The 25,916-nt window shown below is 67.4% G+C and carries 20 protein-coding genes and 3 pseudogenes; 9 read left to right on the top strand and 14 right to left on the bottom strand.

Annotated elements, in window-relative coordinates; translation table 11 throughout:
- Positions 1-211 precede the first annotated feature (211 nt).
- The 4 genes from QFZ33_RS00190 to QFZ33_RS00175 all read right to left on the bottom strand — a co-directional run bounded on the left by QFZ33_RS00190 (position 212) and on the right by QFZ33_RS00175 (position 4,285).
- Complete coding sequence (locus QFZ33_RS00190; protein ID WP_307023747.1) at positions 212-868, bottom strand: GntR family transcriptional regulator; 657 nt, start codon at positions 866-868, stop codon at positions 212-214.
- Positions 869-996: 128 nt separating this feature from the next.
- Positions 997-2,019, bottom strand: coding sequence for a transketolase family protein (locus QFZ33_RS00185; protein ID WP_307023745.1), 1,023 nt, complete (start codon positions 2,017-2,019; stop codon positions 997-999).
- Positions 2,016-2,882 (bottom strand): transketolase, encoded by an 867-nt coding sequence (locus QFZ33_RS00180; protein WP_307023743.1) that lies wholly within the window; start codon positions 2,880-2,882, stop codon positions 2,016-2,018. The genes QFZ33_RS00185 and QFZ33_RS00180 overlap by 4 nt, the downstream gene beginning before the upstream one ends.
- Before the next feature lie 65 nt (positions 2,883-2,947).
- Positions 2,948-4,285 (bottom strand): MFS transporter, encoded by a 1,338-nt coding sequence (locus QFZ33_RS00175; RefSeq protein ID WP_307023742.1) that lies wholly within the window; start codon positions 4,283-4,285, stop codon positions 2,948-2,950.
- Between the two features lie 190 nt (positions 4,286-4,475).
- Here QFZ33_RS00175 and QFZ33_RS00170 point away from each other — a divergent pair, with 190 nt between their 5' ends.
- From QFZ33_RS00170 to QFZ33_RS00155, 4 genes and pseudogenes are all read left to right on the top strand, one after another.
- Complete coding sequence (locus QFZ33_RS00170; RefSeq protein ID WP_307023741.1) at positions 4,476-5,300, top strand: sugar phosphate isomerase/epimerase family protein; 825 nt, start codon at positions 4,476-4,478, stop codon at positions 5,298-5,300.
- 32 nt (positions 5,301-5,332) lie between these two features.
- Positions 5,333-6,106, top strand: coding sequence for an SDR family NAD(P)-dependent oxidoreductase (locus tag QFZ33_RS00165; RefSeq protein ID WP_307023739.1), 774 nt, complete (start codon positions 5,333-5,335; stop codon positions 6,104-6,106).
- 71 nt (positions 6,107-6,177) lie between these two features.
- Positions 6,178-7,423: pseudogene (locus QFZ33_RS00160) on the top strand (dihydroxyacetone kinase subunit DhaK); the annotation flags it as partial.
- A 35-nt stretch (positions 7,424-7,458) separates the two neighbouring features.
- Positions 7,459-7,841, top strand: a pseudogene (locus QFZ33_RS00155) (RpiB/LacA/LacB family sugar-phosphate isomerase); the annotation flags it as partial.
- 56 nt (positions 7,842-7,897) lie between these two features.
- On the opposite strand, the gene QFZ33_RS00150 reads toward QFZ33_RS00155, so the two are convergent.
- From QFZ33_RS00150 to QFZ33_RS00135, 4 genes are all read right to left on the bottom strand, one after another.
- On the bottom strand, positions 7,898-9,022 hold the full coding sequence (locus QFZ33_RS00150; RefSeq protein WP_307023737.1) for a sulfite oxidase: 1,125 nt from the start codon (positions 9,020-9,022) through the stop codon (positions 7,898-7,900).
- Between the two features lie 128 nt (positions 9,023-9,150).
- Positions 9,151-10,002, bottom strand: a complete 852-nt coding sequence (locus QFZ33_RS00145; RefSeq protein ID WP_307023735.1) for an SDR family oxidoreductase — start codon at positions 10,000-10,002, stop codon at positions 9,151-9,153.
- 8 nt (positions 10,003-10,010) lie between these two features.
- Positions 10,011-11,015 (bottom strand): aldo/keto reductase family protein, encoded by a 1,005-nt coding sequence (locus tag QFZ33_RS00140; RefSeq protein ID WP_307023733.1) that lies wholly within the window; start codon positions 11,013-11,015, stop codon positions 10,011-10,013.
- Between the two features lie 132 nt (positions 11,016-11,147).
- Positions 11,148-11,921, bottom strand: a complete 774-nt coding sequence (locus QFZ33_RS00135; protein WP_307023731.1) for a hypothetical protein — start codon at positions 11,919-11,921, stop codon at positions 11,148-11,150.
- A gap of 218 nt (positions 11,922-12,139) precedes the next feature.
- Here QFZ33_RS00135 and QFZ33_RS00130 point away from each other — a divergent pair, with 218 nt between their 5' ends.
- The gene (locus QFZ33_RS00130; protein ID WP_307023730.1) at positions 12,140-12,544 is read left to right on the top strand and encodes a YchJ family protein; all 405 of its coding nucleotides are present in this window, start codon (positions 12,140-12,142) and stop codon (positions 12,542-12,544) included.
- A gap of 44 nt (positions 12,545-12,588) precedes the next feature.
- Here QFZ33_RS00130 and QFZ33_RS00125 read toward each other — a convergent pair whose 3' ends face one another.
- The 3 genes from QFZ33_RS00125 to QFZ33_RS00115 all read right to left on the bottom strand — a co-directional run bounded on the left by QFZ33_RS00125 (position 12,589) and on the right by QFZ33_RS00115 (position 16,234).
- Positions 12,589-13,545 (bottom strand): TIGR04086 family membrane protein, encoded by a 957-nt coding sequence (locus QFZ33_RS00125; RefSeq protein WP_307023729.1) that lies wholly within the window; start codon positions 13,543-13,545, stop codon positions 12,589-12,591.
- 234 nt (positions 13,546-13,779) lie between these two features.
- Positions 13,780-15,753, bottom strand: a complete 1,974-nt coding sequence (locus tag QFZ33_RS00120) for an acyl-CoA dehydrogenase family protein (RefSeq protein WP_307031592.1) — start codon at positions 15,751-15,753, stop codon at positions 13,780-13,782.
- 178 nt (positions 15,754-15,931) lie between these two features.
- A complete protein-coding gene (locus QFZ33_RS00115; RefSeq protein ID WP_307023727.1) occupies positions 15,932-16,234 on the bottom strand; it encodes a hypothetical protein in 303 nt (100 codons plus the stop codon).
- Between the two features lie 321 nt (positions 16,235-16,555).
- Here QFZ33_RS00115 and QFZ33_RS00110 point away from each other — a divergent pair, with 321 nt between their 5' ends.
- From QFZ33_RS00110 to QFZ33_RS00095, 4 genes and pseudogenes are all read left to right on the top strand, one after another.
- Positions 16,556-18,004, top strand: a complete 1,449-nt coding sequence (locus QFZ33_RS00110; RefSeq protein WP_307023725.1) for a DUF3375 family protein — start codon at positions 16,556-16,558, stop codon at positions 18,002-18,004.
- A 2-nt stretch (positions 18,005-18,006) separates the two neighbouring features.
- A pseudogene (locus tag QFZ33_RS00105) lies at positions 18,007-18,895 on the top strand (DUF4194 domain-containing protein).
- Positions 18,892-22,344, top strand: a complete 3,453-nt coding sequence (locus QFZ33_RS00100) for an ATP-binding protein (protein WP_307023723.1) — start codon at positions 18,892-18,894, stop codon at positions 22,342-22,344. The pseudogene QFZ33_RS00105 and the gene QFZ33_RS00100 overlap by 4 nt, the downstream one beginning before the upstream one ends.
- A 179-nt stretch (positions 22,345-22,523) precedes the next feature.
- Positions 22,524-23,273: a hypothetical protein gene (locus QFZ33_RS00095; RefSeq protein WP_307023721.1), complete on the top strand. Its 750-nt coding sequence runs from the start codon at positions 22,524-22,526 to the stop codon at positions 23,271-23,273.
- 75 nt (positions 23,274-23,348) lie between these two features.
- On the opposite strand, the gene QFZ33_RS00090 is transcribed toward QFZ33_RS00095, so the two are convergent.
- The 3 genes from QFZ33_RS00090 to QFZ33_RS00080 are packed head-to-tail and all read right to left on the bottom strand — an operon-like array spanning position 23,349 to position 25,868.
- On the bottom strand, positions 23,349-23,909 hold the full coding sequence (locus tag QFZ33_RS00090) for a TetR/AcrR family transcriptional regulator (RefSeq protein ID WP_307023719.1): 561 nt from the start codon (positions 23,907-23,909) through the stop codon (positions 23,349-23,351).
- A complete protein-coding gene (locus QFZ33_RS00085; RefSeq protein ID WP_307023717.1) occupies positions 23,906-25,174 on the bottom strand; it encodes an MFS transporter in 1,269 nt (422 codons plus the stop codon). The genes QFZ33_RS00090 and QFZ33_RS00085 overlap by 4 nt, the downstream gene beginning before the upstream one ends.
- Positions 25,119-25,868, bottom strand: a complete 750-nt coding sequence (locus QFZ33_RS00080) for an MFS transporter (protein ID WP_307023715.1) — start codon at positions 25,866-25,868, stop codon at positions 25,119-25,121. The genes QFZ33_RS00085 and QFZ33_RS00080 overlap by 56 nt, the downstream gene beginning before the upstream one ends.
- Between the last annotated feature and the right edge of the window lie 48 nt (positions 25,869-25,916).

Here is a 25,916-nt window from a genome sequence, read left to right as displayed (position 1 = left end):
CTCGAGACCAGTAGTCCTACGGTGCACTGGTTCAGATACCCAGGGCCTTTGCCGGCTAAACGCGCTTCGGGCGTGTCGGACCGGACACGCCGACGCTGTTCCTCGGGACCCTTTTGGCCGGTCGTAGGGCAGCGAAAGACGGGATCTCGTTTTCCGCGGGGGTAAAGTCGAGACCTCCCCTCAGCGGGCAGCGCGGCGGGGGTAAAGGCCGCTACGCGACGAGGACGGCGGCGGCGGAGTCCATGTGTTCGCGGATGGTGTTGCGGGCCAGGGTGGCGTCGCCCGTTTCGATCGCGGCGACGATGTCGTTGTGCCGGTCCACGCTCATGTTCCGCACGCCTTTTTCGAGTCCGGCGAACATGATGGACATCCGGATGGACCCTTCCAGGGATTCCCAGGAGTGGAGAAGGGTCTCGTTGCCGGTGAGGCGGCACATGGTGCGGTGGAAGTCGAGGTCGGATTCAACCCGCTCCTCCAGCGTGCCGTGGGTAGACGCTTCCATGGCCTGGATGGCTGCGCGGAGCGACCCGATGACGTGCTGGCGGTCCGGCAGTTCGCAGAGTGTGCGGGCGGCCAGGGATTCCAAGGCGGCCCGGACGGAGTAGATGTCGCGGATTTCCTTGGCGTCCAGGTGGCGGACGGAGAGCCTGCCGCGGGCGCCCGCGGACACGAGGCCTTCCTGCTGGAGTTGCCGCAGGGCCTCCCGGAGTGTTCCGCGGCTGATCTGCAGCATCTCGGACAGCTCGGTTTCCACCATGTGGCGGCCGGGCTCGAGGGCGCCGCTGGTGATGGCGGTGCGCAACGCCGCCACTGCCTGCTCGCGGAGGCTTTTCTTTTCCAGTCCCAGCAGGGCTGCTGTCGCGGCCATCGTATTCTCCCAAGGTCAGAGGTCGACTGTTTACAGTCGCCGTGTTAACAATGATGCCACGGCAGGAGCGCGGGGGCAGCTGTTGTCCCTTCGCTCCTGCCGTGGCTGCGCTTCAGCGGAACCCGGCTCTAGTCGAGCTCGGCGAGCACCTTCGCCACGATGCGCTGGACGGTCAGGCCGTAGCGTTCGTGCAGCGTGGGCAGGGCGCCGGCGTCGAGGAATTGGTCCGGCAGTGCCACCGGCACCACGCGCTTGCCGAGTCCTGCGGTGACTACGGCTGAGGCGACTGTTTCGAACAGTCCGCCCACCACGCTGTGGTTTTCCAGGGTCACGGCCAGCCGGTCGGTGTTGATCTCGGCGAGGACGGTTTCGGCGTCGAACGGCTTGATGGTGGGGGTGTGGACGACGGCGACGTCCACGTTGTGTGCCGCCAGCGCCTTGGCTGCCTGGAGGGCGCGCATGGTCATGAGGCCGCTGGAGACGAAGACGACGTCGTTGCCTCCGCGCAGGACCTTGGCCTTGCCGAGTTCGAAGGTGTAGCCGTACTCGTCCAGGACCGTGGGCACGTTGCCGCGGAGCAGGCGCAGGTAGGTAGGTCCTTCGCTGGCCGCGAGCTGCGGGACGGCCTGTTCGATGTCGATGGAATCGCATGGGTCCACGATGGTCAGGTTGGGCATGCCGCGGAAGATCGCCATGTCCTCGGTGGCCTGGTGGCTGGGGCCGTAACCGGTGGTGAGTCCGGGGAGGCCGCCCACGATGTTGACGTTCAGGTTGGGTTCGGCCGCGTCCAGGCAGAGGAAATCGTAGGCGCGGCGGGCAGCGAACACGGAGTAGGTGGAGGCGAACGGCACCAGGCCGGTTTCGGCGAGGCCGGCTGCTGCGCCGAAGAGGAGCTGCTCGGCCATGCCCATCTGGAAGAACCGCTCCGGGAAGGCCTGGGCGAAGATGTGCATGTCCGTGTACTTGCCCAGGTCCGCGGTGAGGCCGACGATCCTGTCGTTTTCCTGCGCGGCCTTGACCAGTGCATGCCCGAACGGCGCGGAGGTGGTTTTCTGGCCAGGGTCGGCGAAGGACGCGATCATGGCCGACGTCTTGAGCTTGGGCGCGGTGGCGGTCCCGGCGGTGGCCTTCACTGCTGCGGTGGTGCTCATCGGGCGGCCTTTCCTTCGTATCCTGCGGTCAGCTGCTCGCGGCAGGTCTGCCATTCGTGTTCTTCAATGCGCATGAAGTGCGCCTTTTCCCGTTCCTCCAGCAGCGGCACGCCGCGGCCCACCTTCGTGTCGCAGAGGATCACCGAGGGGCGTCCGCTGGTGGTGGCCTGGGCTGCGGCGTTGTCGAACGCGGTGAGCAGCGCGGCCATGTCGTTGCCGTCGACGCGCTGGGTGTACCAGCCGGCAGCTTCCCATTTTTCGGTGATCGGTTCGGTGCGGAGCACGGTGTCGGTCTTGCCGTCGGCCTGCAGGGCGTTGATGTCCACCATGGCGGTCAGGTTGCCCAGCTGGTGGTGGTGGGCGCCCATTGCGGCTTCCCAGGTGGAGCCTTCGTCCAGTTCCCCGTCAGAGAGGAAGTTGTAGATCCTGGCGCCTGAGCCCTGGTAGCGCAGGCCCAGGGCCATGCCGACGGCGATGGTCAGTCCGTGGCCCAGGGAGCCGCCGGAGATTTCCATGCCGGGGGTGTAGGTGGACATTCCGGACATGGGGAGCCGGGAGTCATCGGAGCCGTAGGTTTCGAGCTCCTCGACCGGGACGATGCCCGCCTCGGCCAGGGCCGCGTAGTGTCCAATCGCGTAGTGCCCGGTGGAGAGCAGGAACCGGTCGCGCTGCTCCCAGTGCGGATCCTCGGCGCGGTAGCGGAGCTGGTCGGCGTACACGACGGCGAGCATGTCCGCTGCGCCGAGCGCCTGGCCCACGTAGCCCTGGCCCTGGACCTCACCCATGTTCAGGGCGTGGTGCCGGATCCGGTAGGCGGCGGCACTGACACGTTCGAGCCGTTCTGCGGCGGTTTCCTGAGTCATTCGTTCTTCCTGGTGGAGTGCCTGCGTTTGCAGTTCCTGCGGGACGGTGTCGTTGACGGCGGTCATCAGGCATTCACCGACTGGGGGGTGCTTTTGGTGATTTCATCAGCCAGCTGGCGCTCCCGCTTACCCCAAGTTTCCCGGGTGGCGAAGGCTGCCCAGAGGCCGATCAGGGCGTACAGGCCGAACAGCAGGGCCGGGCCCATCCAGCCGAAGCTGACGAACAGCAGGGTGGTGATGAACGGCGTGAAGCCGGAGACCATGGCGGAGATCTGGTAGGCCAGCGAGGCGCCGGAGGCCCGGGTCTTGGCCTGGAACAGTTCCGGGAACCAGGCGCCCTGGGCGCCGGCGAGCGAGTTCTGGCAGACCGCGTAGGAGATCACGAGCGTGGCGATGATGAAGATGACCATGCCGGTGTTGACCAGCAGGAACATGGGGACCGCGAACAGGACGGCGAAGGCGGTGGACCAGACGTAGAGCGGGCGGCGGCCGATCCTGTCCGTCAGGCGCGCCCAGGCCTGGGTGGCAAAGATGCCGATCGCGGACGCGATGCAGAGGGCCACGAGGGTCTGGGTCTTGTCGGCCAGGTGCTGGCTGTTGAGGTAGGAAATCATGTAGGTGATGGACACGGCGTAGCCGGCGGTTTCTGCGATGCGGAGGCCGATGCCCTTCACGATGTTGCGCCAGTCGGTCTTGATGACCTCCACGATGGGGGACTTGACGATGTCGCCGTGGCCCTTGACCTCGTCGAAGACGGGGGACTCGGGGACCTTGGAGCGGATGATCAGGCCGACAACCACCAGCACGATGCTGGCGAGGAAGGGGATGCGCCAGGCAAGCTCGCCGCCGAGGTTCACGCTGACCAGGAACACCAGGTTTGCCAGCAGCAGGCCCACCGGGAAGCCGGCCTGGACGATGCCCGTGTACTTGCCCTTGGACTTCCACGGCGCGTGCTCGTAGCTCATCAGGATGGCACCGCCCCATTCGGCGCCGAAGGCCAGGCCCTGCACGATGCGGACGAACACCAGCAGCGCCGGGGCCAGCAGGCCCACCTGGCTGTACGTGGGCAGCAGGCCAATGAAGAAGGTGGCGATGCCCATCAGGATCAGGGAGGCGACCAGGACGGGCTTGCGTCCTACCTTGTCGCCCAGATGGCCGCCGATGATGCCGCCCAGGGGCCGGGCGGCGAAGCCGACGCCGAGGGTGGCGAAGGCGGCCAGCGTTCCCGTCACCGGGTCACCGGTGGGGAAGAACGCAGTTCCGAAGTACAGTGCGGCCGCAGTGCCGAAGCCGATGAAGTCGTACGTCTCGATCACGGCGCCGACGCCCGAGCCGATGGCGACCCGACGGGCGTCCTTGGTGCCGTGGACCGGCCCCCGCATGTTCAGAGCTTCGTTGCTCATGGTGGTTCCCTTTCGAAGAGCGGCTGAAGTGGCTTCAGCGCTGTCGACTGTTAACAAGATACGTCCCAGTGTGATGGACGTCATGCTGACTGTCAACAGTCACCGTCAGGAGTTGACTGTTAACAGTCAACCCATCTAATGTGGTGTTTATCACTACCGCCTGCCGGGCATGACCAGAGGATCAACGACGATGTTCCACTCCCGACTCGGATGCTCATCCATCAGCTTCCGGCACCACGATCTGCCCACAGCCCTGCGAACCATCGCCGGGCTCGGTTTCGCTGAGATCGACCTTGGCGCCCTCCCCGGCGTCTGCGATCACGTCCCGTATGAGCTCGACGCTGACGCCGTCTCCGCCGTGGCCAGTGACGTGGCCGCATCCGGCCTGCGGGTGCGTTCCGTCAACGGGGATATCGGGGATTTGAATGCAGTGCTCGACGCCGGCCGGCAGGCTGAGCGGGACCGTCACCGTGATGCCCTGCTCACCCTTACCGCGAAAACCGGAGCCAAAGCGCTGGTCCTTCCTTGCGGTGCACTGAGCAACGAGCCGGTCCGCAGCCTCGAGGAGGATCTGGACACTGTCGCCGCCCAGCTGATCCGGGCGGGGGAGCGCGCGGCCGAGTTCGGCGTCGAACTCTGGACGGAGTCGCTGCACTTCCTGCGGTTCTGCTGGAACCTGGAACGCGCCGAACTGCTGGCGCAGCGGCTGGCGGGTTCCGGCGTCGGGATTGTCATGGATTTTAGCCACATCCACGCCGCCGGCGAGGAACCGATGGAGTACCTGGCACGCCACGAGGGCCGGATAGCCCACGTGCACCTGCGCGACGCCGTGCCGGGCAACATCAACCTCAGCATCGGCAACGGCCAGGCGGATTTCGCCGCCGGGCTGCGGGCCCTCGCGGCCCAGGGCTACACCGGGCATTTCAGCCTGGAACTCGAAACACGGGACATCACCCACGATGAACGCGCGGCGGCCGCCGCCAAAGCAGCCAGCTTCATCACCGACCTCATCTGATCAACCCACCACAAGAATCACGTAGGAGAATCATGTCTGACATTCAGCGCACCGCCGTCCTCACCGGAGCCACTTCGGAGCGGGGCATCGGCATCACCACCGCCCGCCGCTACGCCAGCCAGGGCTGGGGCGTGGTGATCCTGGACCTCGACGGCGAGAAGTCCGCGAAGGTCGCCACCGAAATCGGCAACGAATTCAACGTCCCGGCGTTCGGCTACGAGATTGACGTCGCCAACGAGGACTCCGTCAACGCCGCGTACAAGGCAGTTTCAGCCGAGGTCAAGAGCGGTGCCCTTCCCGCGGTCGGCGCGCTGGCCAACATCGCCGGCATCACCTCGCCGGTGCCTTTCCTGGAAACCACGCTTGACCTCTGGAACAAGGTCATGGCCGTGAACTCCACCGGCACCTACCTCGTCACGAAGGCCTTCCTGCCGGACATGATCGACAACGGCTGGGGCCGGATCGTCAACATGTCCTCGGTTTCCGCGCAGCGCGGCGGCGGCGTCTTCGGCAAGGTTCCCTACTCCGCTGCCAAGGCCGCCATCCTCGGCTTCACCAAGGCTCTCGCCCGTGAGCTCGGGGACTCCGGCGTCACGGTCAATGCCATCACCCCGGGCGCAGTGGACACCAACATCCGCGTCGGCAGCACCGAGGAACAGGAAGCCGCCATCAACGCCGGCATCCCGCTGGGCCGCAACGCCACCACCGAGGAAATCGCCGCCGTCATCACCTTCCTGTCCTCCGATGAGTCCGCCTACCTGACCGGCACCACCATCGACATCAACGGCGGAAGCCACATGCACTAAGAGCGCTTCGCAGCGCCGCAAAACCCCGCCCAGCCCCGCCGCACACCACGCCGCAGCATAGAGAGCCAGCCATGACCAGAATCTTCAACAATCCAGCGGACTTCGCCGAGGAAGCCCTCGCCGGCTTCTGCGATCTTCACTCCGGACTGGTGCGCCAGGTTCCCCGCGGCGCGGTGCGCCGCCACCGCCCCGCCGCGCCCAAGGTGGCGGTCCTGGCAGGCGGCGGTTCGGGCCACTACCCGGCCTTCGCCGGGTATGGCCAGCGAGCGGCTGGCCGCCGAAGGCATCGCCGTTGAGAACGTGCTGGTGACGGACGACGTCGCCAGTGCGCCGCCGTCGGAAGCGTCCAAGCGCCGCGGCATCGCCGGGGACTTCACGGTTTTCAAGATCATGGGGGCAGCCGCCGAAGCGGGCGCGGACCTGGCCGAGGTTGTCCGCCTGGGCCGCAAGGCCAACGGTGCCACCAGGACCATTGGCAGCGCCTTTGCCGGCTGCACCTTCCCAGGCGCGGACGCGCCGCTGTTCTCGCTGGGTGAGGGACAGATGGGGCTGGGCCTTGGGATCCACGGCGAGCCCGGCCTCTTCGACACGGACCTTCCCCCGGCTGCGGACCTGGGCCGCGAACTGGTGACCCGCGTTCTGGCCGAGACGCCGGACGCGGCAGGGCAGCGCATCGCCGTGATCCTCAATGGACTGGGCTCCACCAAGCACGAGGAACTTTTCGTGCTGTGGGGAACGGTTGCGCCGCTGCTCAGGGCCGCCGGTTACACCCTGGTGCTGCCTGAAGTGGGGGAGCTGGTCACCAGCCTGGACATGGCCGGGGTGTCACTCACGCTCACCTGCCTGGATGATGAATTGGAGCCGCTCTGGACGGCGCCCGCGGAAACGCCTGCGTACCGGCGTGGAACCACCGCGGCACAATCCGGCAGCTTCCTCACCGCCGAGGCGGCCGACGATGACCGCCCCACGGTTGCGTTCACGGCCACCGCTTCCTCCCGCGAGTACGCGACCGCGTGTGTTGCGGCACTGGAGGCGGCACGCGATCTCCTGCATGCAGAAGAGCCGCGGCTGGGTGACATGGATGCCGTGGCGGGCGACGGCGACCACGGCCGCGGCATGGTCAGGGGCGCTGATGCAGCTGTGGCAGCCGCCGCTGACGCTTTCGCCCGGGGCGCCGGTGCAGGCGACGTTCTCGCCGCCGCCGGGGATGCGTGGGCGGACCGGGCAGGCGGAACGTCGGGGGTCCTCTGGGGTGCAGGCCTGCGGGCCCTCGTGCTGGGCGCGCACCTGGCAGCCGCGCCCGCCGCAGCGGCAGCAGGTGCGCAGCTCCCCGCCGCAGCGGGAGGCGCGGTATGACCGCCGCTGCAGATGGTCCCGCGCTGCGGATCATCGTGGGCGCCGACGAAGCCGGCGTCGATTACAAGAACCCTGTCTTGGAGGATCTCCGCTCCGACCCCCGGGTGGCCGACGTGATCGACATCGGGGTCAACCGCAGCGACGAGCCAGACGAATTCGGCAAGCCGTACCCGCATGTCGGCATCACCGCGGGGGAGATGATCCGGGACGGACAGGCGGACCGGGCCATCCTGTTCTGCGGGACGGGGATCGGCGTGGCGATCGCCGCCAACAAGGTGGCGGGCGTCGTGCCGCCACCGCCCACGACTCGTTCTCGGTGGAACGGTCCGTGCTTTCCAACAACTGCCAGGTCCTCACCATGGGCCAGCGGGTGGAAGGGTGCTGAGCGGCCGCAACTCCCCGGTTCATTCACCCTGGTGCATTCTGCAGTGACAGCTATTCGACGATGACCCGCACCCGCTGCACCGTGTTGTTGCCCAGGCCCTGGTAATTCCAGTGCTGCTCCAGCGGCTGGGTGGAGCCGGTCGCGTCGCTTGCCCGGCACGCCAGTTCGTGGTGGCCGGGGTCGGCCACCCATGGCAGGCTCCAGCCGCGCCAGGCAAAGGCGCCGGCAGGCTTGTCCAGCTGCGCCGGAACCCACTTGCCGTCGATGCCGACCTCCACCTTCGTTACTGCGCCCTCACCGGACCACGCCCGCCCCTGGAGCATGACGGGCCCGCGGGGCAGGTACCTGCGTCGGGTGAAAAAGTCAGGAATGCCCGGAGGAACCATCAGGGACCGCACCCTGATCCGCGAAACCGGCGTGCCGGCGTCGTCCGCGTTGTGCTGGTAACGGTAGGCGACCGACTGCTGGAACCCGGTGAACGGCGTCGTGACCACCTGGATCGACTGCAGCCACTTGACGCTTGCCATGCCGTACCAGCCCGGGACGACGAGCCGCAGCGGATAGCCGTGCTGGGGCGGCAGCTCGGTGCCGTTCATCTTGTAGGCAAGGACGACGTCGGCCCGCGAGGCCTCCGCAATCGGCAGGCTCCGGGCGTACTGCTGCCGGACGCCGCCCTGGATTCCGGCATCCAGCCCGGTGAACACCACCTCGACGGCTTCGGGCTCGACGCCGGACTGGGCCAGCAGGTAGGCGAGCGGAACACCAGTCCACACGGCCGTTCCCACGCCCTCCAGCGTCCAGGGCTGGCTGAGCGGCCGCGGCCTCAGCAGCGAACGCCCGTTGCCGGCGCATTCCATGGTCACCTGGACGCTGATGGCCGGATCCCGCTTCAGCGCTGCGAGGCTCAGTTCCATCGCCCGCTCGACGGCCCCGCCGATCCGCAGGTGCCAGGATCCGGTGACGTCCGGAATGTCGAAATGCGTCAGCACGTAATGCAACCCGGGCGGAGTCACGTCCTGGCGCAGGGCCTCGAGCGGCATGGAGTGGTTTCGCACGGCGAGCTGCAGCTCTTCCCTGGTGAGCGGGCCATGCGTGGGTTCACCGGAGTGTGCTGTTACACCGGAATGTGCTGCGGGGCGGGCGGACGGTCGGCGTCGGTAGATCAGCTTGGACATGGCCTTGCGATTCTGCTCGGTGCTGCGGTTTCTCTGGTGCTGCGGGGTGCAGCTGCGAATAGGCGTGCTCCTCCTCACAGGTTTACGCCGCGCTCATATGACCGTCAACAGCCCGGCACCGTCTTTCCCTACAGCTGCGGCAGCTTCACCAGTTCCTCGAGTGGCATAGGGTCCTGGCCCGTGAGGCCGTGCACGTCCGACGTCACCCCGGCCAGCTCTCCTGCGGCGATAGCCGTGTACGTGCTGACCCACGCCTCGACCTGCCACGCCGGGGCGCCGTAGGAGTCGCGGGAGGCGAACGCCTCCTCCACGGTTTCGTGGTGGTACGTGACGGTCCTGCCCGTGGAACGCGTAAGCACCTCGGCGGCGTGCGCCAACGAGATGTCCTCCGGGCCGGTCAGGTCGTAGGTTGCCCCGGCGTGGACCGCCGGGTCACGAAGTACCGCCACCGCGGACCGGGCAATGTCCTCCCGCGCGACGGCGGCCATCACGCCGTCGCCCGCCGGACCCCGGATGACGCCGTCCTCCCCGGTCAGCTTGGGCAGGAAATCCAGGTAGAAGTTGTCCCGCAGGAAGGTAAAGCCCATGCCGGACGCCCGGATCCGCTCCTCGGTGGCGTAGTGGTCCTGGCCCAGCGTGAAGGTGCAGTCCAGCGCCGCCCCGAAAAAGGACGTGTACACAATGTGCCGCACGCCGGCCTCCGCGGCGGCGTCCACGAACGCGTAATGCTGCTGCAACCGGTCCTCCGCCTCCGCCGCAGACACCATGAACAGGACCTTGACCCCCTCCAGGGCCGGGCGCGACAGTAGGGGGTCCCCGTAGCTGACCGCCACTGCCGGGGCGTCCAACAGGCCCGGCGCCCGCCGCGGGTCGCGCACCAGCAGGCGCTGGGAGAACCCGGCGTCGGACAGCTGGCGGGCCACCATGCCGCCCAGGACCCCGGTGGCGCCGGTGACGGCAAGGTCCGGAAGATCAGTCATGGGCGCTCCTAGGCCTCCCGGGTTGCAGGGGACTTTGTCTGGGCCGGGTCCCGCTCGGCGAGGGAGCCGACGGCGGCGTCAATCTTCTTCAGGACGTCCGGTTCAAGGCGCACACCGGCGGCAGCGGCGCTGTCGGCGACCTGTTCGGGCCGCGAGGCCCCGACGATGGCCGAGGCAACGTTCGGGTTCTGCAACACCCAGGCCACCGCCAGCTGGGGCATGGTCAGCCCGGTTTCCTCCGCGAGCGGCCGGAGCTCCTGCACGGCGGCCAGGACGTCGTCCCGCATCCAGCGCTGGATCATCCTGGCACCGCCCTTGTCATCGGTGGCGCGGCTGCCCTCCGGCAGCGGCTGGCCGGGCAGGTACTTGCCGCTCAACACGCCCTGCGCCATGGGTGACCAGACGATCTGGGAGACGCCCAGTTCCTCCGACGCCGGAACCACTTCCTCCTCGATGACCCGCCACAGCATGGAGTACTGCGGCTGGTTGGAGATCAGCTGGAAGCCCAGTTCCTTGGCAAGGGCGTGGCCGTTGCGGAGCTGCTCGGCGGTCCACTCGCTGACCCCGATGTACAGGGCCTTTCCCTGCCGGACGATGTCCGCGAACGCCTGCATGGTTTCTTCCAGAGGAGTTTCGTAGTCGTAGCGGTGCGCCTGGTAGAGGTCCACATAGTCCGTCTGCAGCCGGCTGAGGGACCCGTCGATGGATTCCATGATGTGCTTGCGGGACAGGCCGAGGTCGTTCTTTCCCTTGGGGCCGGTGGGACCGAACACCTTCGTGAAGATCTCAATGGACTGCCGGCGTTCACCCTTGAGCGCTTCGCCCAGAACGGTTTCCGCGGCGGTGTTGGCGTAGACGTCCGCCGTGTCGAACGTGCTGATGCCGGCGTCAAGCGCCGCCCGCACGCACTGGATGGCGACGTCGTTCTCCACCTGGCAGCCATGCGTGAGCCAGTTGCCGAACGTGATTTCCGAAATCTTGAAGCCGCTGTTTCCGAGGTATCTGAATTCCATGGGCTTCACGCTAGCGGAGATGGTTGCTCAGGGTAAGGGATGCCGACAGCTTTATCTCGCGGGCCCCCCGGTCTGGACCCGTTCGCCCATCGGAGAGCGCCCAGCACCTGACGGCACGGAGAACCAGCGCGGTCAGGCGCGGGTGCGGGCGTCCGGGTGCTGCGCGAGCGACGTCATGGAACCGGTGTCCAGGACGGTGACATGTCCGGCAACCGCCGGTTTCCGCGCAGGCTGCGGCGGCTGGGCCGACAGCGCCAAAGCGGACCGGACTGATGTCCCCTTGCTGGAGGCGCCCGTGCTGGACGGTTCGGCCGGCACGGCATCGTGGCGCAGGGCTGATTCCACGAGCGGCGCCACCTGCGTCACGCTGGCAGCAGCCACGTCGGGCGGCGGCAGGTCCCGCACCGTGACCTTTATTTCCGGCGCGGCGGCCCGGGCGCGCGCCACCGCGCGGGCGTCGGCGGCAGCCACGGCGTCGGCCCAGCCTTTCGAGAGGACCGGCGGCACCGGCCGGGCGGCGGTCACCAGGGGGTGATGGACGACGGCGCTGCGGAGGGCTTCCTGGAGGCCGGTGCGGGTCCGGAGCTTCTTCCAGTCGATCGGTGCGCGCGGCTCGCGGACCGGGCGGGGGGCCTTGGGGGTTTTTTTCGCCTTGGCTTTTGCCGGCACCGTTTCCGCCTCGGCGGGCAGCGGGCTGCCGTCCGCGGCGAGCCGCACGATCTCGATGGTTTCGTTTTTGGGGAGGCGGCCGAACAGCGCCATCACGATCAGCGCTACAAGGCGTCCTAGTCCCGCAATCACCAGCGTGAGCATGACACTGATGCACAGGCCGATGAACATGAGGAAGGCAACCCCCAGGGTGCCTAGAAACGTGAGGTTCAGTGCAATCGTTGTCGGATCTTCCACTTCACCCTCCTTACCATCGGCGCCCGGCTCGTCCCCCAGTGATCGAGCCGGTGATTACGCCGGAAAACAGCCCCTAACCACCATACGGACTATTTACTGCCGACATGCCCGCATGGCAACTACCGGCAACTGTTGTTTCAAAGCTGTTATAGGACGAGGCCCTCCGCATGCGCCGATAGGCTGATCCAGCAAGCGACCGCCACGTTCCCAGGGATGCCATGACCGAGCCAGAACCCTTTTCCGGTAACTGCCCGTGCCTTTCCGGCGAGCAGTACACGGACTGCTGCGGCCGGTTCCACACTGGTTCGGCAGACGCAGCCACCGCCGAGCAGTTGATGCGTTCGCGTTACTCCGCCTTCGTCCTGCTGCATGCCGATTACCTCCTGAAAACATGGCATCCCAGCACCCGGCCTGCGGAGCTGGACTTCGATCCGGGCCTGGAATGGCGGCGGCTGGACATCCTGTCCGTCGAGCGGGGCGGTCCGCTCGACACCGAAGGCGCCGTGGAGTTCAAGGCGCACTTCCGTCAGGACGGCGAGCGCGGCGTCCACCACGAAACCAGCCGCTTCCTCAGGGTGGACCGGCGCTGGTACTACTTAGACGCCGTCGCGCTGTACCGGTAGCGGAAGCTGCGCCCGCCCGGCCGCGGGTCAGTGGTCCTCCTGATTCAGTGCTCCTCGTAATCCGCCGTGGGCGTGAAACCGGCGCGATCCACCTTGCGGTGGAAATGCATGCCGGCCATGCCGCCCACGACGGCGCCCACCAGCGCCACCAGGGCGACCACGACGGCGGCAATGATGCCGGTGGTGGTCACCTGGCCTTCATTGACTGGAATCCGCGGGAAGCTGTTCAGCTGTGCCAGGATATTGAACTGCTCGCCGGCGATCATGCCGAGCACGGCCACCAGCACGGCCGCGATCAGGGCCCAGATCCACACCGCGAACCCCTGCTTCGCGCCATTGAACCGGGCCATCCTGCCGGCGACGTAGCCGCCGCTGTAGTAGGAAGCGAAGAGGATGACCAGCAGGACGATGATGCCCACGATTCCCACTGTCTGGTTCGAGGCTGCCCGGCCCACGGCGGCGTTCACGTCGGCGTTCGTGGCAAGTCCCACGGCGGTGCCGGCCGCGGCGACCAGGGCGGTCAGCAGCACGGCCATGCCCGTGGCGGCCAGCCAGCCAAAGAACGCCGAGCCAACCTTGATGCCGCCGAACGCCTCCTTTTCGCGGGCCGCGGCCATTTCCCGGGTGGCAAAGGCCGGGTCGTTGGAGCGTGTCGTGTCCGGGCGGTCGTCCGGTTCATTGGCGGGCGTGTAGTCGCGCTCGGCGTACGGCGTGTCCGCGTCGGTGGTGTTGAGGGCCCGCGTGTGCGTGTCCGTCGTGGAGCCGGTGCTGGTGGCACCAGGGCGGGCGGCCGAACGCCGGGTCTGGGTGGCATCGTAGACCGGAGTGGCCTCCGTGGGGGCGTCTGCCGAACTGCGCTCCGCGGTGCTGTAGTTGGCAGGGTAGGGCTCTGCCGCGCTGTGTTCAGGTCTGCTGCGTTCGGGCCTGTTGGGTTCGGACGTGCCTGATCCAGGGGAATTGCGCCGGGGGCGCCTGTCCCCGGAGCCGATTGGGCTGCTCATCAGCGACTCGCTTTCGTTGAACGGACCCGGACTCAGGGGCCTAAGCCGGGCAACGCGCTGCCTGAGGCCAAGGCACTGGCCTCAGTTTCTAGCTAACTCCGTTCAATGGGCATTAGCAAGGATGCTTAGTATCTTGGTTTTGGCGCGTGTCCCCTTGTCAGAGGCGGTGTGGGCGATCAGAGCTGCTTCGGGCGTGTGGTGTCAGGTGTGTCTGCTGTCCGCCGACTCGCGCGGTCAGCGATAGGCGCGGTGGAGGTTCTCCTTGGTCGACTCGCGGGCGGAGGCATCGGCGATCCACGGGCCGGTCCCTTCGGACTGGTCCAGCACGCCGGCCTCCAGCCACGTGTAATCGCCGGCGAGCACCTTGCGCGCGAGGTCGCGGTCGCCGTCGTCGGTGTTGCGCCACAGCTGGTCGAAATATTCGTCCACCCGGACGCGTGCCTGCTCGCAGAAGGCGTCGGCCAGTTCGAACGCGGTGGCGCCGCGTTCAGGTGCGGTCCGGAGCAGCATCTCGGCGCGCGAGCAGCAGGCCGCCATGGCGAACAGCTCGGCTCCAACATCGACGATCCGGCCAAGGAACGCCTGCTTGTGTTCCAGTCTGGCCTGCCAGCGGCCCATGCCGTAGAAGGTCTGCCGGGCCAGCCGCCGCGAGGACCGTTCCACGAAACGGAGGTGCTTGGCCAGCCGCCCGAAGTCACTGTAGGACCGCGGATCCATGCCGGCGCCCGCCACCAGTTTGGGCAGCCATTTTGCGTAAAAACCGGAGGCTCCGACGGCGGCTCGCGCCTTGTCCGAAAGGCTCGCCTCCGCGGAGGCCAGGTCCCCGGCTGCGGCGAGGTGCGCGTCCACGGCCTCGCGGGCTATCAGCAAACGCATGATCTCGGACGAGCCCTCGAAGATGCGGTTGATCCGCAGGTCGCGCAGCTGCTGCTCGGCGGGGACGGCCCGCTCGCCGCGGGCCTCGAGCGACTCGGCCGTCTCGAAGCCGCGGCCGCCGCGGATCTGCACAAGTTCGTCCGCGATCCGGTAGCTGATCTCGGTGGACCACAGCTTGGCCAGCGCCGCCTCAATGCGGACGTCCTTCTGCCCGGCGTCGGCCATTTCCGCGGACAGCTCGAACACGGCGTCAAGGGCGAACGCCGTGGCTGCTATGAACGCGATTTTCTTGCTGACTGCCTCATGCTTGCCCACCGGGCGGCCCCACTGCGTGCGGGCGTTGGACCACTCCCGGGCGATCTTGAGGCTCCAGCGGCCCGTCGCCACGCAAAGCGCGGGCAGCGAGAGCCTGCCGGTGTTCAGCGTGGTGAGCGCAATCTTCAGCCCCTGGCCTTCACGGCCGAGCCTATTGGCGGCCGGCACCCGGACCTGGTGGAACCGGGTCACTCCATTCTCGATGCCGCGCAGCCCCATGAAGGAGTTCCGGTTCTCCACCGTGATTCCCGGGGAGCTCATTTCCACCACGAAGGCGGTGATGCCGCCCTTGTGTACGACGCCGTCCGCGTCGGTATGCTGCGGCACCACTGCCATCACCACCACCAGCTCGGCGATCACGCCGTTGGTGGTCCAAAGTTTGACGCCGTCCAGGACGTAAGACCCGCCGTCGGCACTGGGGACAGCGGTGCTGCCCATCCGCGCGGGGTCGCTGCCGACGTCGGGCTCGGTCAGCAGGAACGCGGTAATCGCCCCCTCCGCGCAGCGTGGCAGGTACTTGCGTTTCTGCTCGGAGGTGCCGAATACCTTCACCGGTTCCGGCACGCCGATGGACTGGTGGGCCGAGAGTAGGGCGCCCAGGCTCGGGTGCACCGATCCCAGCAGCCCCAGCGCCCGGCCGTAGTAGACCAGGGACAGGCCCAGGCCGCCGTACTCCTGCGGAACTTTCATGCCGAACACGCCCAGTTCTGCCAGGCCGCGGAGGTACTCGTCGGGAATTTTCGCGTCGCGCTCGATGATCCGTCCGGACATGGTGCGGCAGAATTCCGTCAGTCGTGTCATGAAGGCCTCGCCGCGTTCCACGTCATCGGGTTTGGCGGCGGGCCAAGGATGGATGAGGGCCAGGTCAAAGCTGCCGAGGTACAGGCCCTTGGCGAAGCTGGGCCTGGCCCATTCGGTTTCGCGTGCTGCCTCGGCAATGGCGCGGGCATCCTCTGCGGACGCGCCCGCACCGATCTTCTCCGGAGCGACGGGTGTTTCAGACGCGGGACTGTCCATGGGCGGGACGGCGTCACTGCCGTGCACAACCGTGGTGGCGGTAGCTGTGCTGTGACCAGCCCTGTTGTCGGGGGCCTGGCTTTCAGTTGCCTGGCTGTCAGTGGCGGAGCTCACGGGGCATCTCCTCTGACCGGATGACCGGCTCAAAGCCCTGGGTCCGCCGCGGGTGGAGAACCCTTCAGCTGTCCCTCAATGCTACCCGCGGGTAGGTTCCGGTGCTAGGGGACGGCTGCCCCTGAAACTCGGCGGGAAACTCGACTGCAGAGGCGTGGTGCACCAGGCTGTCCCAGGCATGATTGATCCCGTGGACGGTCCGGAGCAGGGCCCCGGCTATGACCACCCAGGCCAGCCTCCCCACACCCACCAGGACCAGCGCGGCGAATGCCGCCACGGCCACGAACAGGACAAGTGCCAAGGCAACCATCAGCGTTCCGGTGAACACCAAGGTGCCTGTCTCCACTGCACTCAAGTCGAACTGCATGCTTCCCCCTGCGCCTTTGCTGCGGATGGATCAGATCAGTACCTCGAGACTAGGGCCAAGGACGAAGCTTCCTCCAGCGTCTCGGCCATGCTGTGGCCGCGTTGATACGGGATCGAGACAATACTCCGCCGTAGGTCACGGAGTGATTGCGAAAACCTCATGCGTCACACCCGTAACGTTGCCTGACGTGCACCCTGGCCGCGTCCCCGTTCGCATGGGACTGTGGCGCAGGCGGGCCCGGGGCTCTGCGTTAACCTTGTAGTTGGCAGTTTTCGGGTTTCCGCTGCCCAGACCATCCCCCAAGCTGCTAAAGGAGAGTGTGTGCTCCGGTCCGCCACGTCCTCCGCTGACGCTATCAGCGCCAGGCTCAGGGACCTTGAGCTCCTCACCAAGGGGCCGGCATGGGCCCTCACCCGTTCCGCCCCGTGGGTGATCGCGGTCCTGCAGGCATCCTTCACCCGTACCCGGCCGCAGCTTCCGCTGGAAGAATTCCATGCCGACGTTGACTCCTTCCTTGAGCAGTTGCGCCGCCGTGACCCTGGGCTGGGCGGCCATGCCAACGGGAAGTCCTTCGGCGATGAGTGGACCCGCAAGCAGTTCCTGACCCGCCGGAACCAGTCGGGGCAGATCGTGTACGAGGTCACCGAGCCGGCCGCCCGCGTGCTGGCGTTCCTGGACAGCCTCTCCAGCGAAAGGTCCACGCTCAACGGATCCAGGCTGGGCACGCTGCTGGGCGACGTGGAGAAGCTCGCCAACGAGACCAACCCGGACCAGAGCGCCCGGCTGGAAGCGCTGGAGGAGGAGATCGGGGAGCGGCAGCAGCTGATCGAGGACATCAGTTCCGGTGACTTCGACGGTCTCCTCGACGACGACCAGGCCGTCGAAGCGGCCGGCAACATCCTGGACCTTGCTGCCAGCCTGCCCGCGGACTACAAGAAGATGCGTGACCGGATCGAGGAGCTCGTGGGCGGGCTCCGCAACCAGATCATCGAGGAATCCCTGACCAAGGGTGCCACGATGGCCCAGGTTCTTGAGGCGGACAAGCGGCTGCGCCAAAGCCCGGAGGGCAGGACTTTCCGCTCCTTCACCGCCTTCCTCGAGGACCCGCAGCAGCAGCTGCGCTTCCGCTCCGCGATCGGCGAAGTGCTCAGCCGCCAGTTCGCGGACGACCTTTCGCCGGAGGACCGGGAAACCCTGAAAAACCTGGTGGCGGAGCTTCGGCAGCAGCACAGCCAGATCCAGCGCATCTACGGCAAGCTCAGCGAAAGCCTGAACACTTACGTCCAGAGCGACGATTTTCGTCAGTCAGTGCGGCTCCGCAAGGTGCTGCGCGAGGCGGAACAGGCCATCCGGTCCATGCCCTACGAACGCGAACGGCCAGGCCTGGTCCGCGGTCCCGTGCTGTTCAACGCAGGGTTCGAATCCCTCGCCATGGTCAAGCTTTTCGACCCGGACGAGTTTGCTGCCCCGCCCAAGCTCGCCGACCCCATCGCGTTCAGCGACTCGGACCGGGTCCGCTCGCCCCGGACCGCCAAGGCCAGGCCGGAGGCGATCCGCGCCGCGGCAGCCGGCGCCTCGACCCTCGCTGAGGCGTGGGAGCAGCTTCCGCCGGAGGAACAACACATCAACTCCATCCGGGCGCTCCTCTCGCACGCACTCCACACCGGCGCCGGCTTTGACCAGCTGGCGTGGGAGGCCCTCGACTTCGAACAGATAGACGGCACCACCCGCAAGGCGTACCTGCCGGTGGTAACGCTCAAGAAGGATTAGCGATGACTGAAGAGATTACGACGGCGGACGCCGCGACCCCGGTGGCCGAGCCCACCGAAACCCCGCTGGTTGAGCCTGTGGAAACCGAAACCCCCCAGATTTCGACAGGCTCAATCAACGGAGGCGTCACCCCCCGCGACACGTTTGTGGACGGCGCCGCTCTCTTCCCCGGTGACACCGGCGTGCTTCCCATGAAGGTGCGCCAGGCCCTGGTGAAGCTGCTGAAGGGCCCGTACGTCGACGGCGGCCGGGACGAGAAGCTCTGGACAACGCTGCTGGACAACCAGCTGATCCTGCGCAGCCGGCTCTCCGAGCTGTTCCTCATGCTGCAGCTGGACCACGAGCGCAAGATCGCGGTGCTGCGTCCCGTTGATCCGGAGGCGATCGGCGCCAGCGCCCGCTCCAGCATCCTGCGCCAGCAGCGTGCCCTGAGCCGGGTGGAAACGATCGTGCTGCTGCGCCTGCGGCTCCTGCTGGACCGCCACGTCACCGCCCAGACGGACCCCACCATCACGCGGGAAGAAATCGCCGAGCTCGTGGCCCACTACCAGCCGGCGGGCCAGCAGGACGCCCTGCGCGACTCGGACATAGTGAGCCGGGCCATCACCAAGCTCCTCGCCCGCCAGCTCCTGCTCACCACCGGCCTGGACGACGTCTACGCAATCTCCAACGCCCTGCCCCTGGCCCTCCCCCTTCGACAACATCGGCGACATCCCCGCCCAAATCGAGGCGCTAATAGCCGCCACAGCGGACCCCACAGGCACCGAAGCAATGCTGGAACTCGACGGCGAGAAACCCAACGGGGACGGTGACCAGGACGACGACGAAAGCCCGCTGGTTGAGCCTGTCGAAACCGATGTCTCGACCAGCGAAGAGGAGCCGGCCAAGTGAGCATTGCGAGCATGCTGCCGCTGGGCGACGTCGTTAACCCGGGCCAAATGCGCCTGGTGCTGGTGCAGGTGGTCAACTGGGGCACGTTCCACGGGGCCCACACGATGCACGTGGACCGCAGCGGCACCCTGCTCACCGGCAACTCCGGCGTCGGCAAGTCGACGCTGTTCGACGCCATGCTTCGGGTGTTCGACGCCCGGCCGCGTTCCAACGAGGCAGCAGCCCAGCGCTCGGGCGCGGTGGAGGACAAGCGGACCACGTTCACGTACATGCGCGGCAAGGTGGGGGACAAGGCCGTGGGCGAGGGCTCGGCCAGTGCGTTCCAGCGTCCCGGTGCGACCTGGTCCGCCGTTGCCCTGACGTTCGACAACGCCGCGGGCACCAAGGTGACGGTGTCGGCCCTGTTTGACCTGCCCAAGAACGGCACGGAGTCGAGCGTCGGCCGGTACTACCTGATCGACAACAGGCCGCTGGACCTCGCCGCCATCGAGGACATCGCCGAAAAACGGTTCACCAGGGCTGCGCTGGAAAACATCTTCCCGGACGCCCAGGTCTTTGACGTGCACAAGGCCTTCGCCGAGCGGTTCCGCCGGCTCCTGGGCATCAACTCGGACCAGGCGCTGCCCCTGCTCCGCGTCATCCAGGCCGGAAAGGGCCTCGGCGGCAGCGTGAACACATTCTTCCGCGACCAGGTGCTGGACGCGCCGGCCACCCTGGCGGCGGCGGACGACGTCGTCGAGGAATTCAGCAACCTCATGTCCATCCGGCAGCGGCTGGAGGACGTCCGGCAGCAGCGCGACCAGCTGGCCCCCGTCCCGGGACTGAACAGGGAGTACGCGCAGTCGCTGCTGGACGCGAACCGGCTCCGTGAACTCGCAGGCGAGGAGTTCGAGGCCTACCGGCAGCAGCTTGCTGTCACCGTGCACGAGAAGACCCTGGCCCGCTTCAAGGCGCTCGCCCAGGCGAAGGCCAAGGAGCTCGCAGCGGAACGCGGCGTGCGGGACGGCCTGGCCAAGGAGCTCCGGCAGCTGGAGGCGGAGTACAACAACCAGGGCGGCAACGCCATCTCCTCGATCGAGCAGTCCCTGGAGAACGCCCGGGTGGGGCTGAAGCTCCGGCAGCAGGTGGAGGAGGCGGCGCGGCAGGCACTGACCGACGCCGGCCTGGCCCTGGAATGGACGGCTGAAGGCTGGGAGCAGGCCCACGAGCAGGCGGCCACCCGCTCGGCCGAGCTGAAGGATGACTCCGCGGCCCTGCAGGAGCTTCGCTTCGAGGCCTTCGATGCCCACGCCACTAAGAAGCGGGAGCTTGCCGCGGCCGAGCAGGAGCTTGTGTCGCTGAAAACGCGCAAGTCCCTGCTGCCGCCGTCGAGCATTGAAAATCGGGCTGCGATTGCGGCCGCCACCGGCGTCCCCGAGGAGCAGATGCCGTTCGGCGGCGAGCTGATCGACCTGGCCGAGGGCCAGGAGCAGTGGCGACCCGCGGCCGAACGCGCCTTGCGGAACCTGGCCACCACGCTGTTGGTCCCGGGCCAGCACTTCGCCGCGGTCACCCGCTACCTGAATGACCACAAGGTCCGCGGCGCTTTGCGCGCGGTGGACGTGTCCAAGCCGCTCGCCGGGGCGGCCCTCGCGGTGGAGGACGTGGCCGACGGCGACCTGCTGACCAAGCTGGACATCCTCACCACCGGGACAAACGCGGAAGCCGGCGTGTGGATCCGTGAGCGGATCGCCCTCGACTTCGCATACCCGTGCGTGGAGAACCCCGACGAACTGGCGGCCCGGGACAAGGGCCTGAGCCTCGGCGGCGTGGTCAAGCGCAACCGGCACACCGTGGAAAAGGACGACCGGTTCACCAGCCGGCAGGACTACGTCCTCGGGTTCGACAACGCCTCCAAGCTGGAGCTGGTGGCCGGGCAGGCGGAGGACCTGCGCCAGGAACTGGCCAAGGCGGCGCAGCTGGCCCAAAGCCGCGAGGAATCACACCAGGGCATGTCGCGCCAGCTCGAGGCCCTGCGCCGGGTGGCCGAGGACAACCGCCCGTGGGAGCAGGTCTCGGCAGCGGTTGCTGCGGACGAGCTTGCCAGGATTGAACAGCGGCTCAGGGACGCCCTCGCCGCCCAGGCTGACCTCGAACCGCTCCGCGCCAACATCGAGGCGGCGCGACAGAAGCACCAGTCCAGCACCGAGGCCGCCGCGGTGCTGCAGAGCGAATACAAGGCGCTGGACCAGCAGCTCACCGCCTCCGATTCACTGCTGGAAGGCGCTCGTACCCGCCTGAACCAGGCCCCGCCGTCGGACTCCACCACGGCAGCGCTGGCGCCGTACTTCGCCGAATTCGGCGACGTCACGGAAATGCACGAGCTGGACAACCTCGCCGGCCGGGTGCGGACGCAGCTGCTCGGCAACCTGCACGATGCGGAATCCCGCGCCCAGGCCACGTCGGAGCGGCTCACTCGGATCTTCGAAGGTTTCGTCCGCGACTGGGGCACCGCGATTTCGGCCGACCATGGCACGTCCATCGGCGCCGTCGGCGAGTTCGAGGCCCGGTACCACGCGATCATCAATGACGGACTGCCAGCACAGGAGGCCGAGTTCCGGCAGTTCTTCAACCAGCGCACGCATGAGTCGTTCAGCACCCTGCTCCACCTGCTGGATGAGGAGCGCCGTTCCATCACCAGCAGGATCCTGCCACTGAACGGGATCCTGTCCGAGGTGAATTTCCACGAGGGCAGCTACCTGGAACTCGACATCAAGCAGACCCTGCCGGCCACGGCCAAGCAGTTCAAGGATGCCATCCAGAACGCACTGAAGACGCGGCACGCCCGGCACGGCAAAGCGGACACCGCCCACGCGGGCCAGAATGACGACGCCGAGCTAACCGCCCGCTACAAGTCGCTGGAGTCGCTGGTGAAGCGGCTGGGGTCGCAGACTCCGGAGGACCGGCGTTGGCGTGCCGAGGTGCTGGACGTGCGCGGACACCTGTTCATCCAGTGCAAGGAGCACCGCGAGGTGGACGCCCCCGGGAAGAAGGGTGGCAAGCGCACGGACGTGTTCATGCACGCCGACACCGGTTCCATGTCAGGCGGTGAGCGCCAGCGGTTCACCGCGTTCATCATGGCGGCGGCGCTGAGCTACCAGCTGGGCATCGCCGAGCAGGGCTTCACCACGTACGGCACGGTGATGATGGACGAGGCCTTCGTGCTGGCCTCCGAGGAATTCGCCGGCGCCGGCATCAAGGCGCTCCATGAGTTTGGCTTCCAGCTTCTCCTTGCGGCACCGGAGAACGTCATCGACCTGTCCCGGCACCTGGGCTCGGTCACGGAGATTCTGCGGGACAGGCGCACCAACCGCTCCGGCGTGCTCACCGCCCCCGTTATCACCCCGAAACCGGGCACAGAAGGGCAGTGGCGCTCCGAGGCCAATCCCGTCGATATCGTGCTGCGCTAGTCCATAACGCTTTCGCACGGTTGATAACAAATCGATGGATTTATTGTGCTGGCCCTAGTGGCGGCCAGTTTTGGCGTGCCACTGTGGTGACTCCACCAGTCTTCGCCAATCGCTCCACAGGGTCATGGACACTCCCATGCGGCGGGCAGAGCAGCCCCTGCGAGCTTGACGGCGTCATCATGAAAGGCACCATCATGCGCCCTGCGTTCCGCGCCCCCCTCGTCCCTGTCCTTGCTGCTGCCGCCGCTCTCGCCCTGGCCGGCTGCGGGGCCATGGTGTCGGCGGCTCCGTCCCCATCCTCCCTGGCCGCTTCCGCAACGGCACCTGCTTCACCGCGCCCTTCAGCCTCCGCCTCTGGCGGTGCCGGTGCAGGTGCCGGCGGTGCGGCGACGCCGGGGGCCACGCCGTCGTCCGCTCCCGCACCCGCCGAGCTGAAGACGTACACATTCCCGAACGGCCACGTGTCCTTCAAGTACCCGGCCGACTGGAAGGTTGAGCTCTTTACCGGCGCCGGGTCGCCGTCGGATTCGGCCACCGCCACAGTTGTCGACGCGAGCGGCACCGAGCAGGCCACCGTGTACTCCGGACGGGTCGCCGACGGCGTCTCCCACCCGGTGACCCGCACCGTCTACGAGTCCGCACCGGTTCCGGGACTCGCGGCGCAGCCCGCGCCGGCTGCCCACTACGCGTTCTACGCGGACCGGACGGACAGCAGCGCCACCTACCGGATGCACCTGGCGGCGGGGGCTCCCAAGTCAGGGCAGGGATCCGCGCTCGACGGCATCATCCGCGCCGGGGACGGCGTCATCCTGGCCGACGTGAAGTTCATCGAGAAGCCCTTCGCCAATGACGCCGCGGCCAAGTCCTGGCTGGCTGGCTCCGAGGGGCAGGCCCTCAAGGCGCTGCTGCTGAGCATCTCATACAGATGACATGCCGCTGGCTGAGCCTGTCGCTGGTTGATGCGTCCGCTGGTTGAGCCTGCCGAAACCGAGGGTTCGCCAGGCTCAACCAGCGGCTTTCGTGTGTGCGGCAGTGCAGGCGTCGATCTGGGCCTGGACGATCCCGCCGAAGTAGGCCACCAGCTCGTCAAAGTCCCAGCCGTCGAAGAGTCCCAGGGTGCGCACGGTTTCGCCGAAGCCGGTCATCAGGGCGGTGACAGTCGAGGCATAACGGCGGTCCGGCGTCGCATCCCCGATCAGCTGTGCGATGCTGCCGAGGTAGCGTTCGCGCAGTTCGCTCCGCGCCGCGTCTGGATCCGGGGCATCGTGAACATTGATCGGAATGCTGGCCCACGGCTCGTGCATGCCGCGTTCCCGCCGCATCAGCACGCGGAAGACCAGGGCGCCGCCGAGCTCGGACGCCGGGACAGACAGTTCGGTGAGCAGCGACTCGTCCGGCTGCACCGCCGCGAACAGCTTGGCCTTGGAGATGAACAGCTTCATCACTAGGGCCGCCGAAACCCCGGCCTCCGCGGCGATGTCCCGGACCGTCACGGCCCGGTAGCCCCGTTCGCCGAACAGCCGGCCCGCCGCGGTGAGGATGGACTCCTGGCTGGGGCTGCTCATGCGCGCACCGGCTCTGCCCCGTTCCCTTGCGGGACGGGCTCAGCTGCTAGGTCCATGGTCACGGACCGGTTGTCGACGGCGAGCTTCCGCGCCACGGCTTGATGAGTCACGGGATGAAGCATAGCCACTATGTAGCGTCCGGCGGCGGGCAGCGGAAGTGTGTACACGCCGTCGTCGTCCGTCCGTGCGGTGTCCACATGCTCCCCGGTGGCGTGCAGCAGCGTCACCACGGCGCCGGTTACGGGCTCGCTGCCGATGGCGGCCCGGCCCCTGATTTCCAGCCGCTCCTGCAAGAGGAAGTTCTGCTTCAGCGTGCGCCCGTCGAAATCGAAGACCTCCGCCATCGGCGCCCAGCCCGCCGCGTTGGCCACCACGAGGTACTTCCCGGCGCCGGGCAGTGCCACCGAATAGTTGCCGTCGGTGTCCACGCGGCTCCAGTCCACCGGCTCGCCCCCCGTCTGGAGGACGGTGACGACGGCGGGAGTGAGCGGGCGGTGGTCGGGTGCCAGGACGCGCCCCTGCACCACCAGTTCTGGTGCCGCCGGAGCGGACGGGCGGTGCGTGATGGTGCGGGGAATGAAGATGGCGGCGAGGACGGAGGCGGCGGAGGCCAGCGCGGCCATCCAGAACACATCCCGGAACGCGTCGAACGAGGGCAGCCGGGCGGCGCCGAGCGGAATGGTGACCGAGGTCAGTACTGCGGCGACGGCGGCGCTGGATGTCGACGTGCCAATGGAGCGGACCAGGCTGTTGAGTCCGTTGGCGGAGGCGGTCTCCGTGATCGGTACGACACCCATGATCAGCGTTGGCATGGCGGCATACGCGATAGCCGTGCCGACGCTCACCACCGTGGAGCCGATGATCACCCAGGTGATGGAGTCGTAGAAGAAGACCCGGCCCACGTACCCGACGATCATCACTCCGGCGCCGGTCATCAGGGCGGACCTGCCGCCGAAGCGTCGGATGATGCCGCCGGACACCGGGGCGAACACCACCATGGCCAGTCCGGATGGCACCATGCAGAGGCCGGCCGTGATGACGTTCAGTTCAAAGCCGTAACCGGTGGCGCCGGGGAGCTGAAGCTGCTGGGTGGTGAGGAGCATGTTGGCGAACATCGCGAAACCGATCAGCAGTGACGCGAGGTTGGTCATCAGGACAGGCCGCCGCGCCGTGGTGCGAAGATCCACCATGGGCTGGCCAACCCTGAGCTCATAGGGAATCCAGGCGGCCAGCAGCAGCGCCGCCGCGAGGAACAGCAGCAGCACGGGTTCCGAGCCCCAGCCCCCAGGCGCCCCCCTTGGAAATCGCCAACAGCAGCGATCCCAGTGCGGCGGAGAGCACCAACGCGCCCGCGTAGTCGAAGCGGCCGGGAGTGCGCACCTTGGACTCCGGAACCACGAGCACAACCGCCAGCAGCAGCAGCATGCCGGCGGCCGCGGAGACCCAGAAGATGGACGTCCAGCCGAGGCTTTCATAGAGGAGGCCGGCGAGCGGCAGGCCCATGGCGCTGCCGATGCCCAGGGTGGCACTCATGAGGGCCACCGCGGAGCCCATCTTTTCCTTGGGCAGTTCATCGCGCATGATGCTGATGCCCACCGGGATCAGCGACGCGGAGAACCCCTGAAGCGCCCGCCCGATGATCAGCCACAGGAAGGTCCCGCCCAGGGCGGCCATGACCGAACCGGCCACCATGATGGCCAGGCAGATGACCATCATCTTCCGCTTGCCGTACATATCGGCACTGCGGGACACGATAGGAGTGGCGACCGCGCTGGCGAGGAGCGTGGCAGTCACCAGCCAGGATGCATCGTCGGGCGTGACAGAAAGGATCCGCGGAAAGTCGGGCAGCAGCGGCACCACCAGGGTCTGCATGAGTGCCACCAGCGTGCCGCTGAGCGCCAGGACTGTAGTGATGGCGGACGCGCTGCGGGTTGGTTTCGGGGCAGGGGGTGCTGTCATGTGCGGCAGGCCTTTGTGGGGGAGGGGTTGCCCGAATAAGGGGTGAAC

Source organism: Arthrobacter globiformis (assembly GCF_030815865.1).
Lineage (GTDB): Bacteria > Actinomycetota > Actinomycetes > Actinomycetales > Micrococcaceae > Arthrobacter > Arthrobacter globiformis_B.
This window is presented reverse-complemented; position numbering and strand designations above follow the sequence as displayed.